At 38.0% G+C, this 13021-nt stretch carries 12 protein-coding genes and 1 riboswitch; of the genes, 9 read left to right on the top strand and 3 right to left on the bottom strand.

What is annotated here, in order from left to right; all coding sequences use genetic code 11:
* The first annotated feature begins 120 nt into the window (after nt 1–120).
* From gcvP to ACSBFT_RS13590, 6 genes are all read left to right on the top strand, one after another.
* Nucleotides 121–3027: an aminomethyl-transferring glycine dehydrogenase gene (gcvP, locus tag ACSBFT_RS13615; protein WP_489601048.1), complete on the top strand. Its 2907-nt coding sequence runs from the start codon at nt 121–123 to the stop codon at nt 3025–3027.
* The gene (locus ACSBFT_RS13610; RefSeq protein WP_489601047.1) at nt 3027–4043 is read left to right on the top strand and encodes an aminodeoxychorismate synthase component I; all 1017 of its coding nucleotides are present in this window, start codon (nt 3027–3029) and stop codon (nt 4041–4043) included. Before gcvP ends, ACSBFT_RS13610 begins: the two co-directional genes overlap by 1 nt.
* Nucleotides 4027–4638: an aminotransferase class IV gene (locus ACSBFT_RS13605; RefSeq protein ID WP_489601046.1), complete on the top strand. Its 612-nt coding sequence runs from the start codon at nt 4027–4029 to the stop codon at nt 4636–4638. Before ACSBFT_RS13610 ends, ACSBFT_RS13605 begins: the two co-directional genes overlap by 17 nt.
* Nucleotides 4635–5054: a hypothetical protein gene (locus ACSBFT_RS13600; protein ID WP_489601045.1), complete on the top strand. Its 420-nt coding sequence runs from the start codon at nt 4635–4637 to the stop codon at nt 5052–5054. The genes ACSBFT_RS13605 and ACSBFT_RS13600 overlap by 4 nt, the downstream gene beginning before the upstream one ends.
* A 463-nt stretch (nt 5055–5517) precedes the next feature.
* Nucleotides 5518–5639, top strand: a riboswitch (SAM riboswitch).
* 113 nt (nt 5640–5752) lie between these two features.
* Nucleotides 5753–7036 carry an O-acetylhomoserine aminocarboxypropyltransferase/cysteine synthase family protein gene (locus ACSBFT_RS13595; protein WP_489604841.1) on the top strand — a complete coding sequence of 428 codons (1284 nt, stop codon included), beginning with the start codon at nt 5753–5755 and terminating at the stop codon, nt 7034–7036.
* 80 nt (nt 7037–7116) lie between these two features.
* Nucleotides 7117–8133: a homoserine O-acetyltransferase family protein gene (locus tag ACSBFT_RS13590; protein ID WP_463047613.1), complete on the top strand. Its 1017-nt coding sequence runs from the start codon at nt 7117–7119 to the stop codon at nt 8131–8133.
* Here ACSBFT_RS13590 and ACSBFT_RS13585 read toward each other — a convergent pair.
* Together ACSBFT_RS13585 and ACSBFT_RS13580 are read right to left on the bottom strand one after the other, a co-directional pair.
* The gene (locus tag ACSBFT_RS13585) at nt 8126–8782 is read right to left on the bottom strand and encodes an alpha/beta hydrolase (protein WP_463047612.1); all 657 of its coding nucleotides are present in this window, start codon (nt 8780–8782) and stop codon (nt 8126–8128) included. The two genes, ACSBFT_RS13590 and ACSBFT_RS13585, sit on opposite strands and share 8 nt — an antisense overlap.
* The gene (locus ACSBFT_RS13580) at nt 8779–9147 is read right to left on the bottom strand and encodes a group III truncated hemoglobin (RefSeq protein WP_463047611.1); all 369 of its coding nucleotides are present in this window, start codon (nt 9145–9147) and stop codon (nt 8779–8781) included. Before ACSBFT_RS13580 ends, ACSBFT_RS13585 begins: the two co-directional genes overlap by 4 nt.
* Before the next feature lie 60 nt (nt 9148–9207).
* Here ACSBFT_RS13580 and ACSBFT_RS13575 point away from each other — a divergent pair, with 60 nt between their 5' ends.
* Both ACSBFT_RS13575 and rlmB read left to right on the top strand, forming a co-directional pair.
* Nucleotides 9208–10503, top strand: a complete 1296-nt coding sequence (locus tag ACSBFT_RS13575) for a GWxTD domain-containing protein (protein WP_489601044.1) — start codon at nt 9208–9210, stop codon at nt 10501–10503.
* A complete protein-coding gene (gene rlmB / locus ACSBFT_RS13570) occupies nt 10476–11291 on the top strand; it encodes a 23S rRNA (guanosine(2251)-2'-O)-methyltransferase RlmB (protein WP_463047356.1) in 816 nt (271 codons plus the stop codon). Before ACSBFT_RS13575 ends, rlmB begins: the two co-directional genes overlap by 28 nt.
* Nucleotides 11292–11367: 76 nt before the next feature.
* On the opposite strand, the gene rfbC is transcribed toward rlmB, so the two are convergent.
* The gene (gene rfbC / locus ACSBFT_RS13565) at nt 11368–11904 is read right to left on the bottom strand and encodes a dTDP-4-dehydrorhamnose 3,5-epimerase (RefSeq protein WP_463047357.1); all 537 of its coding nucleotides are present in this window, start codon (nt 11902–11904) and stop codon (nt 11368–11370) included.
* Between the two features lie 74 nt (nt 11905–11978).
* Between rfbC and pyrF the strand changes: the two genes are divergently transcribed.
* The gene (gene pyrF / locus ACSBFT_RS13560) at nt 11979–12803 is read left to right on the top strand and encodes an orotidine-5'-phosphate decarboxylase (protein WP_489601043.1); all 825 of its coding nucleotides are present in this window, start codon (nt 11979–11981) and stop codon (nt 12801–12803) included.
* Nucleotides 12804–13021 lie beyond the last annotated feature (218 nt).

Raw genomic sequence — 13021 nt, 5'->3', positions numbered from 1 at the left:
TGTTTAAATGTTTTTCAATGGATATTGAAATAAGCCAAAAGGTTTTGCTTTATCAAGTAATTCATAATTAGTACTTTTGCGGCGGCGAATCATTCTTTATTTAATACTACATTTAACATAATGACAATAAGTCTTACAGCATACGAGAAATTTGAAAATAGACACCATGGAAAGAGAGATGAAAATCTTTCGGACATGCTTAAAAGTGTTGGTGTTGAAAGTATTGACGATTTAATCAGACAGACGGTTCCTTCGGGAATTAGATTGAAGAAGTCTCTTTCATTGCCTGAGGCAAAAACCGAGACACAGTTTCTAAAGGATTTCAGAGTTATTGCAAATAAGAACAAGGTTTTCAAGTCTTTTATTGGCTTGGGATACTATGAGTCAATATTACCAAATGTGGTTCAACGGAATATTTTAGAGAACCCGGCATGGTATACCGCCTATACACCATATCAGGCTGAAATAGCACAAGGTAGATTAGAAATGCTGTTCAATTTCCAGACTGTTATTTGTGATTTAACACAAATGCCTTTGGCAAATGCTTCGCTTTTAGATGAAGGAACGGCAGCTGCGGAAGCAATGGCCATGTTTTATGCCAGTAGAAAAGGTCAAAAGAAGAAGTCTGCAGATGTCTTTTTGATTTCAGAGAATTGTTTTCCTCAAACCATAGACATTGTAGTAGGTAGAGGTATTCCCCAAGGAATTACGGTTAAAGTGGTTCCTGAGAAAGAAATTACGTTTTCGGAGGATGTTTTTGGAATTTTAATTCAAAACCCAAGTAAAGAGGGAGAGATAAAGGATTATACTGAGTTTATTGAAGATGCTCATGAAGCGGGAATTCAAGTAGCAATAGCCGCAGATTTGCTGTCTCTAGCTTTAATGAAGTCGCCAGGCGAGATGGGAGCTGATTGCGTTTTAGGAACCGCACAAAGATTTGGTATTCCTATGGGTTTAGGTGGACCTCATGCGGCTTTTTATGCGGTGACAGAAAATTATAAAAGACAGATTCCTGGGAGAATTATTGGGATGTCTAAAGACGCCCAAGGAAATGATGCCTACAGAATGGCTCTTCAGACCAGGGAGCAGCATATTAGGAGAGAAAAAGCAACCTCCAATATTTGTACTTCACAAGTTCTTTTAGCGGTGTTATCGGCGGCGTATTCGCTATACCATGGGGCAGAAGGAATTAAAAGAATAGCTGAAAGAGTGCATGGATTAGCAAGATTTTTTGCAAATTCTGTTCAAGGATTAGACTTCAAGGTCAATTATGAAGATTTTTTTGACACTGTTTCAGTAGAAGTCAATGGGACAGAAAAGTTAAGAGCACTGGCGGAAGCCAAGGGAATTAATCTTAGGTACGTTAATGAGGATACGGTTTGTGTTAGTTTTGACGAAGCTAAAACCCTTCATGATGTTGGCGATTTATTAGAGATTTTCGCTGAGATTAGAGGAGATAGAGTGTTGATGAGCCTAAAAGGTGAAATAGAATCTGGTATTCCAACAAGGTTAAAAAGAACTTCACCTTATCTGACAAACCCTGTATTTAGCACGCATCATACGGAGCATGAAATGCTGAGATATTTGAAATCTTTAGAAAATAAAGATTTGTCTCTTGTGCATTCCATGATTTCTTTGGGTAGCTGTACGATGAAATTAAACGCCACTGCAGAAATGATTCCGGTTACGTGGCCTGAAATTGGAGGTATACATCCTTTTGCCCCAGCAAATCAAACGGAAGGCTATCAAGAGTTATTTAAGAATTTACAAGAGTGGTTGTGTGAAATAACGGGTTTTGACGCCATGTCTTTACAGCCAAATTCAGGTGCACAGGGAGAATATGCAGGATTGATGGTGATTCGTGCATTTCATGAAAGTAGAGGAGAGAGCTTTAGAAATATTGCTTTAATTCCATCTTCTGCTCATGGAACCAACCCCGCGTCTGCCGTTATGGCTGGGATGAAAGTTGTGGTGACAGCCTGTGACGAAAACGGGAATATAGATTTAGAGGATTTAAAAGCTAAGACGAAAGAGCATTCAGCTAATTTGTCTTGTTTAATGGTGACGTATCCGTCTACCCATGGGGTTTTTGAAGAGGGTATAAAGGAAATATGTAGTTTGATTCATGAGCATGGCGGTCGTGTGTATATGGATGGTGCCAATATGAATGCCCAGGTCGGACTTACGTCTCCAGGTCATATAGGAGCTGATGTTTGTCATCTAAATTTGCATAAGACTTTTTGTATTCCTCATGGTGGAGGTGGCCCTGGGATGGGGCCAATTGGCGTAGTGAAAGATTTAGAGCCGTTCTTACCGGGTCATGTAGATATCAATAATCGTACATCATCTGGAGCAAATTCTGAATCTTACTCTTTCGGTTCAATACATGCTGTTTCGGCCGCTCCATGGGGTAGTGCCAGTATATTGCCAATTTCTTATGCATACATAGAAATGATGGGTGCAGAAGGCTTGAAAAATGCCACGCAATATGCCATTTTAAATGCCAATTATATTAAATCAAGACTGGAAGGTCATTATAATATTCTTTATACAGGAAGTAACGGAAGATGTGCCCATGAAATGATTGTGGATTGTCGTTCGTTTAAAAATTCTGCCGGTGTAGAGGTAGAAGATATAGCAAAGAGATTGATTGATTATGGCTTTCATGCCCCTACCGTTTCTTTTCCAGTAGCAGGAACATTGATGATAGAGCCTACTGAGTCGGAGTCGAAAGAAGAGCTAGATAGGTTTTGTGATGCCCTAATCTCTATTAGAAAAGAGATAGCGGAGATAGAAAGTGGTGAAGTACCTTCCGAAAATAATGTGTTGGTAAACGCACCACATACCATGGAAGTGGTAATGACGGATAACTGGGAAAGACCTTATTCTAGATCCAAAGCCGCTTTCCCTGCAGAATATGTGAAAGGAAACAAGTTCTGGCCATCTGTTAGTAGAATTGATTCCGCCTATGGAGATAGAAATTTAGTCTGCAGTTGCCTCCCAATAGAAGCATATGTAGAGGCATAATGTCAATATTGAAAAATGAAATTGTATTAAAACAAATGAACGAGTTTGGCGAAAGCCAAACTCCGTTTCTTTTTATGATAGATTTTGAAATGGAAAATCCTATGGTTATTCCATTATTTGATCTAGATCATAAAGAGTTGGCTTATGCCATGAATGACAATTTCATTAACTATCAAAATTTTCACACCAAAGCGTTTAAAGACCTGCCTGAACTCATATTAGAAAAGAAACCAATGGTTTTCAATGACTTCAAGAAGGCTTTTGACTTTGTTCTCGGTAATTTGAAAAAAGGAAATAGTTTTTTGGTCAACCTCACGGTAGAAACTAAAATAACGGTGAACTGGCCTTTAGAAGCTCTTTTTCACAGGTGCAGGTCAAAATACAAGCTATTCATAAAGGATAAGTTTGTGTGCTTCTCTCCCGAGACCTTTGTTCAAATAGCCAAAAGTGGAAAGATTTCTTCTTTTCCAATGAAAGGAACCATCAATGCGGAAATTGAAAATGCTGAAAGTATTATCTTAGCAGACCTTAAAGAAAAGTATGAGCATACCACCATCGTTGATTTAATAAGAAATGACCTTAGCCGAGTGGCAAAAAAGGTTTGGGTGGAGCGTTTTAGATTTCTAGAAAGAATAAAGAAAGAAGACGGTAAAGAGTTGCTTCAAGTGAGCTCGGAAGTTTGTGGTGAATTAGGAGACGATTGGAAAACTAGAATAGGGGAGATAATTTTCAAATTACTGCCAGCAGGTTCAATTTCTGGTGCTCCTAAGCCCAAAACCTTAGAAATTATTAAAGAGGCGGAAAAGGAGACTTTTGAAAATGGGAAACGTGGTTTTTATACCGGCGTTTTTGGCGTTTTTGACGGAGAGCGATTGGACTCCGCAGTCATGATAAGGTTTATAGAGGAAGCACCCAATGGATTGGTCTTTAAAAGCGGTGGCGGAATAACCTCTAGGAGTATAGCCGAAAAGGAATATGAAGAATTATTAAGCAAAATATATGTCCCAATTCTTTGAAACTATCAAATATCAGAACGGAGAATTTTTCCTGCTAGATTATCATGCCGAACGCCTGAATAGTACTCGTTTTGAGAAATTGGGCATTGAATCACAATTAAATTTAAAGGCTTTTCTAGGTGATGCTCCAGAAGATGATGTTTTGTATAGATGTAGGGTAGATTACGCAGAGGCTATTTCAAAAGTGACTTTTACACCCTATACCGCAGCTTTACATAAGCGGGTAGCATTGAAAGAATGCGGAGCTTACGACTACGGTTATAAATATGCTGATCGTACTTTTCTGATTTCATCTCTAGAAGAAACGAATGCAGACGATGTTATCTTTCTTAAAGAAGGGTTCTTAACAGATGCGACATATTCTAACTTGGCTTTTTTTGATGGTAGACAATGGTATACACCAAGAACCTATTTATTGAATGGTGTAAAAAGGCAGTCTTTGATAAATCAAGGTGATTTGCATCTCGCAGACATCTTTGTTTCATCTTTGCATAAATTTGAAAAAGTCGCTTTTATTAATGCCATGAGAGATTTTGAATTGGTCTATCATTTTCTATTGAAAAATAATGAAATACAACTAACCTTAGAACAATGAGATACCTGCTTTTTGTAAGCCTATTACTTTTTCAAATTACCGCCTTAGGGCAAGAGAGATATTTCTATTTTACTGAGATAGTAGATTCAGAATCTGGCTATGAAAAGGCTTTGAATACGAATAATTATATAGATGTAGATATTCAGAAAGGAGAATTAACGGGTAGGTTTAATAAACAAAGCTTTCAAGCTTTCTATGATGTGATGAGCACTTCCAGTGGTTTTGTGAAGGGGTTTAATTATAGACTGGCTTTGGGTTATCTGCAAAGAGATGTTGTGGCGGATAAGGATTTCAATTCCTTTACAAAGGCTTTGGCGGAAGCTAAAAGTTTTTACTTTTATCCAGACTTTTTAGCGAGTCCCTCATGGCATTTTTTAGAAATTGGTGGCAAATTGAAGTTTGTGAGAAAGCAGTAACGCATTATAAAGCCTTATTTCTATATGCTAAATGGATAACAAGACTAATTCCTCAAAAAAACGAGAGCTGGGTTAAAAACAAATTTTATTTTTCATCTGGAAGAATGACGGATGACACCTATAGCGTTAAATATTCCTTTTCAAGCAAAAAACGGTCTTTTATTTCTTGGGTTTCTGAGTGGATGAAATCCGTGTTAAAGTCTTCTAAAAGTTCATATAGGATGGCCTTCTTTAGAAGCTCAAAGTGGAAGTATCTGAAACTGCCAGTTCGTTTAAAGCAATGGTAGTTTCTGGTATATTTTCAAATTCTTTTGTCATAACTTCGCCTCTATTCTGACGAATATGAATAATTCTTTCCAGGATGTCGGATTGATAGATTTATTTTTAAATTTTGGTATTTGATTTTTTTAGAAACTATATTTGCCGCATCATTCTCCAAAACGGATTTCCCGTTTTAAGGATTGATTTATAAAGACGAGGGGAGAGAATGGGCTCTTTGAACCTCGGGCAACCTGTCCCGCTTAATGCGATAAGGTGCCAATACCTACCTAATGGAGCAATAAATGCCCTTGGGACTTATAAACCAGTCTGTGATTTTATCAAATCCTATTGGTTTTATTCCGATTTTCGGGAGCATATGGCTGTGTTTCAGCATATGATTTAAAACATTTTAAAAATTATTATCGGTCATGTCAGATTTGAAATTCGAAACGCTACAATTGCACGCCGGTCAAGAAGTTGACCCAACTACTCTTTCTAGAGCAGTACCTATTTACCAAACTACTGCCTATCAATTTAAGGATTCTGAGCATGGAGCTAACCTCTTTGCTTTGAAAGAATTCGGGAATATTTATACCCGTATTATGAATCCTACCAATGACGTCTTTGAAAAAAGAATGGCGGCATTAGAAGGTGGTGTCGCAGCATTGGCCACAGCCTCTGGTCACTCAGCACAGTTTCTAGCTATTAATAATATTACTACCGTAGGTGATAACTTTGTAAGCAGCTCATTCTTATACGGTGGTTCTTTTAACCAATTCAAAAACACCTTCAAAAACCTTGGTGTAGAAGCCAGATTTGCGAATGGAAACGACATTGACAGTTTTGAGTCTTTAATTGACGAAAAAACAAAACTACTTTATGTAGAGTCTATAGGAAATCCAGGCCTTAATGTACCAGATTTTGAAGCTTTAGTAGCTTTAGCTAAGAAGCATGATTTGCCATTATTTGTTGATAATACATTTGGTGCAGGTGGTTCTTTGGTGCAGCCATTAAAATTGGGTGCCAATGTGGTGGTAGAGTCAGCTACGAAGTGGATTGGTGGACACGGAACCAGCATGGGTGGTGTGATTATAGACGGTGGTAATTTCAACTGGGGCAATGGTAAATACCCTCAATTTACACAGCCATCTCCAAGTTATAATGGATTGGTGATGAATGATGTTTTTGGTATTGGAGGCCCTTTTGGTAATATCCAATTCATAATCAGATGTAGAGTAGAAGGCTTAAGAGACTTTGGTCCGGCCCAGTCTCCTTTCAACTCATTCCTATTGCTTCAAGGTCTTGAAACACTTTCTTTGAGAGTTGAAAGAACGTGTGAAAATGCCATGGGATTAGCTCAATGGTTGTTAGCTCATCCAGAAATTGAAGATGTAAGCTATCCTGGTTTAAAAAGTCATCCTACACACGATTTGGCGAAGAAGTACCTAACAAGAGGTTTTGGTGGCGTATTGTCTTTTAATCTTAAAGGTGGTAGAGCAAGAGCAGAAAAGTTTGTAAATTCTTTGAAACTGATATCTCATCTTGCTAATGTGGGAGACTCTAAAACACTTATTATTCACCCAGCGAGCACTACGCATTCTCAATTGAATGATGCGGAGCAAATAAATGCGGGTGTTTTACCAAATCAGTTAAGAGTGTCATTGGGTATAGAGCACCTAGAAGACATCAAGGCTGATATCATTCAAGCTATGGAGGCCTAGTTTTATAAATGCACGGTCTTCTAATTTTAAGGCCGTGCATCTTTTCAATCTTTTAAGATCTAGCGATTAAGCAGTAGCTTATGTTAAAATATCATACTTTTAAGCATCATGCACCCATTCATTTAGAAGATGGCGAGTTTCTGCCAGAACTAGAGTTAGGCTATACCACCTATGGTGAGCTGAATGAGGATAAAAGTAATGTGGTTTGGGTTTGCCATGCATTCACAGGAAACGCAAATCCTTCTGACTGGTGGGGTGGTTTAATAGGGGAAAATAGACTTTTTAACCCTAAAGAGCATTACGTTATTTGCGTGAATGTTCCTGGGTCACATTATGGAAGTTCTAATCCGTTAAGTGTTAATCCAGAGACTGGTGAGCCTTTCTACTTTTCATTTCCGATGTTAACCATTAGGGATGTTATTCAATGTTTTGAATTGCTAAGAAAACATCTAGAAATAAGTAAAATTGATATTTTAATGGGAGGCTCCTTAGGCGGGCAGCAAGCCGTAGAATGGGCAGTTTCTCAGCCAGATTTATTTAACGAACTTATACTTTTCTCTACCAATGCTGTTCATTCTCCTTGGGGAATAGCATTTAATGAAAGCCAAAGAATGGCTATTGCAGGTGACCCTACGTGGCAAGAACCACATGCAGAAGCAGGTAAAGAAGGGATGAAAGTAGCTAGAGGAATAGCTCTTTTATCTTACAGAAATTACGAGACTTATAACAGAACGCAATCTAGAGATGAGGGGCAGATTAACTTCTTTAGAGCCAGTACTTATCAGAGTTACCAAGGAGATAAAATAAAGAAACGTTTCAATGCGTATTCTTACTGGGTGCTTAGTAGAATGTTCGACTCACACGATGTGAGTAGAGGCAGAGGATCTCTTAAAGATGCTTTGGAGTTAATAAAGGCCAAAACGCTGGTTATAGGGATAACATCAGACATGTTGTTTCCTATTGAAGAGCAAGAGCTCTTGGGTAAATTAATACCAAAGGCCACTTTCGCTAAAATTGATTCTGGCTATGGTCATGACGGTTTTTTGATTGAGTTTGAAGAAATGACCAAGGTTATAAAGCAATGGCAATCTAGCTAATCTGTGCTATAAGTTCTTTTAAGATTTTGGGAGAAACGCGGTGTTCACCGTCAAATTCTATAATTTTAACTGGAAGTTTTTCTTGAAAGTCTAAAAGCATTTTTTCTTTAAGTTCTGGTTCATTTAAGAAAAAAATATCCCTATTTCCATAAACGAAATAAGTGGCTGTGTTAGATAATTTTTCAATTGAAATAACATCTTCAATGCCATTACCAAAGTATCCTGCCCAAATCACAAAATGTTGAGGTGAAAAGTTGGTTTGATTTAACCACCTGCATGCTGTAGTGCAACCTTGTGAAAAGCCCAAAATGTTAATCTTGACAGAGTCTATGTCAATTTCTTTTGTTAATTGGTGAAAAAGGGTGTTCAAGTACTTAATGTAGTCTTCCGCTTCTTCGTCTTTCATTTCACGGGTAATCCAGCTGGCACCAATCCGCTGATAACTGTCGTTCAAGTAAAATCTTGATAAACCTTCTGGAATTATAATGGCTGTTTCTTCATTTGTCATAAACTGAAATTTCTTACCAAAATGTGAGGCTAGTTGCCCATATCCATGAAAACAAACCCAGATGTTTTTAGTTTTCTTTGTTATCTCTCCGAGTAATATAAATCTAGCTGTACGCTCTACTTTTATTTTTTGATATATCATTTCCTATTCAATCTTGCGTTCATCATTTGACCTAGCTCTAAGGCTTTGTTTTTGACAAAGTCTGCTTTCTCTCCGACGAATAGTTCATCTACCGATCTAAACCAGTGAGAAAGCCACCTTTCAAATAAGTCTGTAGTAATAGGATGGCTTTGGTTTTTCTCTATGTGAGCCCACATCAGCCCACCTTTGTAGCTCCCGGTTTCAAAGAGCCAATTATCCCAAAAGTTGTACGTACGTTGCAAATGTCGGAGCCATTGTTCTTCCGGCATTACAAAAATTGGAGCCATTTTTTCGTCGGCGTGAACGTATTCGTAAAATTTATTGACGAGTTCTTCTATATCCTTTCTGTTTTCAATTTCTTTCATAAAATAATTCCAAGCCCAACTATTCGTTCTTTCTATATGTTTATATTTGAGGATAAAGTTATGATACAAAAGAACCACATTCATACATTATTGGTGTTTTTACTGGTGGGCATTGCTTCTGGATGTAAAGTTCAAAAGAAGACTGCCGTCAATCAGGATGCACTAAGTACTCAGAGAAATAACCAAAAAGAGACAGAACCGTCGATTTCGTCTATCAAGACAGACTACATTCTGAAAGATTCATCCATGATAGTATTTTACTTGAAGGTGGATTTTGAAAATCTAAAAGCAAGTGACCTAAATTCTGTCGCGGCTATTAACAAAAAGTTTAAAACCAACTGGGCTTATAACCCTACCACGGGTATTAAAGAAAAGTTGGCGTCTGGAAGAGTAGAGATGGATGCTAATAATGCGGAGTTAAAGGGCAATCGACTTTTTCTGAAACTAGAAATACCAAGGCTTAGAGAATATTCAGAGGCAATCTTAGCTTTAGAGTTTGTGGATTTATCAGCCTCTAGAAAATTTACAAACCAAACACCAATTGACTTTAACGGTACCAGACCCAATCATCGTTTTGGATTATTTGTGAATGGCAATAATCGTCCTACTTTTGAGTCCTTTGTGTTAGCCAATACTCCAGTAACTTTCAAAAGTTTGAATGGAGAGCCAAGAACACTATACTTAAAGAGGTATGCCTCTGAAACTCCTGCGGCTCTTTCTCCTATGAGTACCTCTAAAAGGAATGACTTTCAAAGTTTTAAAGAGGAGGAACTCATTACTTTTACTTCTGGAGAAGCCATAAGCTTTTCTAAAGAAGGCACTTATGTACTTTTAGATAGCAGTGAGGGTGTAAAGGATGGTTTTGGTTTTTTGGTAGTAGATGACAGGTATCCAAGGTTAACCAATGTGGAAGAGTTGATGGAGCCGTTGATTTATATGAGTACGAACGACGAAATCAAAAATCTGAAGGAAACAGAGAAGTTTAAAGAAACTTTAGACCTCTATTTTTTAAGCATGACTGCAGGTAACGAATCTTTGGCAAAGCAGATTATTAAGTCATACTACAGACGCGTAGAGAAGGCCAATGATTTATTTACGACATATAAAGAGGGATGGAAGACAGATAAAGGTATGATTTACCTAATTTTGGGGCCGCCTACTAGAATACAGAGAACGGGACAGCGTGAAGTATGGCTGTATGCTCAGAATGCCAACTTCTCGGAAATTATATTTACATTTTATCGCAAACAAAATCAATTTAGCGAGGACCACTATGAATTAGTGAGATACCCAGAATATGGGTCATACTGGTACCCGTTTGTAGAAGCATGGAGAACAGGAAGCGTTTTGGAGTAAAGCAAGATTCATTTCAGCAGAAATCAAGGTTTCATAAACCAGCACCTAAACAAAATCCAGACGATTTTGTTTTTGGAGTTCAGTCTGTTTTGGAGGTTTTAAACTCCGAAAAAGATGTAGAAAAAATATTAATTCAAAAGGGTTTTTCTCACGACGAGGTAGAAACGCTAGCAAGAGAAAAAAATATTGGTATTCAGAGAGTACCCGTAGAAAGATTAAATAAAGTTACTGGCAAAAACCATCAGGGCGTGATAGCTTATGTTTCTGCGGTAAACTATGCCGAATTAAGTAATGTGATTGCCACGGCTTTTGAGACGGGTAGAACGCCTATCTTTCTGCTATTAGATAGAATTACCGATGTAAGAAATTTTGGTGCTATAGCCCGAACTTCTGAGGCGTCTGCAGTAAATGCCATCATTATTCCTAATAAAGGTGCTGCTCAGATAAACTCCGACGCCATGAAGACGTCTTCTGGTGCACTTACGCACATTCCGGTATGTAGAGTTAACGACTTGACGGCTGCTGTTCAAGAATTACAGGACAGCGGATTTACGGTGATAGGCTGTACAGAAAAAACTAAGGATACTTATTTTAGACATGACCTTACAGGCCCCATTGCCATTGTGATGGGTTCTGAAGAAGATGGTATTTCGGATGAGTTAATTGAGAAGTGTGATATGTTAGGGAAAATTCCTATGCTGGGTAAAGTGGGCTCTTTAAATGTGTCTGTGGCTTGTGGTGTTTTACTTTATGAAGTAAATCGTCAGAGAATGAGCTCTCCGGAGTAACACTCGAATAAATAATAAAAAGAAAGGGATGCTATTTATGAAATGGCATCCCTTTTTATATGGCTAGTGTCGGATTTTAACCTTTGGCAAAATCCTTAAATAAAGGTAAAATCAAATCCTTTTCAGATACATTTGGGTTTTCTGTTCCCCAGTCGATATTTAACTCAGGGTCGTTCCAGATGATACCCCCTTCGCTATCTTTATCATAAAGGTTTGTGCATTTGTACGAGAAGATAGCGGGCTCTATGGTATAAAAGCCATGAGCAAAACCAGCAGGTACGTAGAACATGTTGTTCAGTTTCGCATCTAAAAGCACCGTTTCATACTGACCGTAAGTTGGAGAATCTGGTCTGATATCCACGGCTACGTCTAGTACTTTTCCACTAATTACTCTAACCAGTTTACCTTGGGCAAAAGGTTCTCTCTGGAAATGTAGTCCTCTTAATACCCCTGTATCTGAGTAAGACTGGTTGTCCTGAACAAATACTTCAGGGATGCCATTTTTTTTGAATAAATCGTATTGATAAGATTCAAAGAAATAACCTCTGGCGTCTTCAAAAATACGTGGCTGAATTTCTACTAAACCTTCTATGTCTGACCTTTTAAATTCCATTTAGATGCTTTATTGAAAAGATGCCGCAAAAATAGCCAATTACTCATAACTTTGAGGACTCAAAAACTCGAAGAATGACAAAAGAAGAACTTTTTAAGGAAATTAAAGAAAAGGAATCGTTCCTATGTGTGGGATTAGATACAGATATTAAGAAAATTCCAAGTCATTTGTTAAAGGAGGCAGACCCTGTTTTCGAGTTTAATAAGCAGATTATTGATGCCACTGAAAAGTTTGCGGTTTCGTATAAACCGAATATCGCTTTTTATGAGGCCATGGGCCCAAAAGGTTGGGAGAGTTTACAGAAGACATTAGCATATATTCCTAAAAACTGTTTTACCATAGCGGATGCCAAAAGGGGAGACATAGGAAATACTTCTTCTCTTTATGCTAGAGCTTTTTTTGACCAAACATCTTCTGGAATGTCTTTCGACTCTATTACTGTAGCTCCATACATGGGTGAAGATTCCGTGAAGCCTTTTCTAGATTTTGAAGGGAAGTGGGTCATTTTATTGGCTTTGACTTCAAATCCAGGAAGTAAAGACTTTCAACAACTTTCTGTTGGAGACGAGAAGCTTTATGAGCAAGTACTAAGAACAAGCTCTCAATGGGCCGACGCCGATAGACTGATGTATGTGGTAGGTGCTACCAAGGCCAGCCTACTAAAGGAGATAAGAGCTATCATCCCGAATCATTTCTTACTCGTTCCTGGTGTAGGAGCACAAGGCGGAAGCTTAGAAGAAGTAGCGAAAAACGGAATGAACAGCGAATGTGGCCTATTGGTAAATTCGTCAAGAGGCATTATTTATGCTTCAAATGGAGAAGACTTCGGAAAAACTGCAGCCCAAGAAGCCGAAAAACTACAAGTTCAAATGGCAGAAATGCTTGAACAATATCTTTAGATAATGGCCCTAAACTTGTTTTTCAGATACTAGAGAAATAGGCATTATATACCCTTTTTTTATTAAAAACTATCCGTCCGATAGTGCTTAGCTTGTCTTTGCCAGACGGGCATTCCTTTTTTCGAAAAAAGGAACCGAAAAAACATTTCCAAAATAAACTTGTACTATTGATTTTGTTGGTAGGTAAATCCCAAATAAATGTAATTGGGGTGGTCAAA

This window comes from Arcticibacterium sp. SM2516 (genome assembly GCF_057914865.1).
The sequence above is the reverse complement of the archived record's forward strand: the minus strand, read 5'-3'. Positions and strand labels throughout refer to the sequence as shown.

Coding starts and splice junctions, on each gene's coding strand:
- gcvP (WP_489601048.1), top strand. CDS start 121: ATGACAATAAGTCTTACAGCATACGAGAAATTTGAAAATAGACACCAT.
- ACSBFT_RS13610 (WP_489601047.1), top strand. CDS start 3,027: ATGTCAATATTGAAAAATGAAATTGTATTAAAACAAATGAACGAGTTT.
- ACSBFT_RS13605 (WP_489601046.1), top strand. CDS start 4,027: ATGTCCCAATTCTTTGAAACTATCAAATATCAGAACGGAGAATTTTTC.
- ACSBFT_RS13600 (WP_489601045.1), top strand. CDS start 4,635: ATGAGATACCTGCTTTTTGTAAGCCTATTACTTTTTCAAATTACCGCC.
- ACSBFT_RS13590 (WP_463047613.1), top strand. CDS start 7,117: ATGTTAAAATATCATACTTTTAAGCATCATGCACCCATTCATTTAGAA.
- ACSBFT_RS13585 (WP_463047612.1), bottom strand. CDS start 8,782: ATGATATATCAAAAAATAAAAGTAGAGCGTACAGCTAGATTTATATTA.
- ACSBFT_RS13580 (WP_463047611.1), bottom strand. CDS start 9,147: ATGAAAGAAATTGAAAACAGAAAGGATATAGAAGAACTCGTCAATAAA.
- ACSBFT_RS13575 (WP_489601044.1), top strand. CDS start 9,208: ATGATACAAAAGAACCACATTCATACATTATTGGTGTTTTTACTGGTG.
- rlmB (WP_463047356.1), top strand. CDS start 10,476: ATGGAGAACAGGAAGCGTTTTGGAGTAAAGCAAGATTCATTTCAGCAG.
- rfbC (WP_463047357.1), bottom strand. CDS start 11,904: ATGGAATTTAAAAGGTCAGACATAGAAGGTTTAGTAGAAATTCAGCCA.
- pyrF (WP_489601043.1), top strand. CDS start 11,979: ATGACAAAAGAAGAACTTTTTAAGGAAATTAAAGAAAAGGAATCGTTC.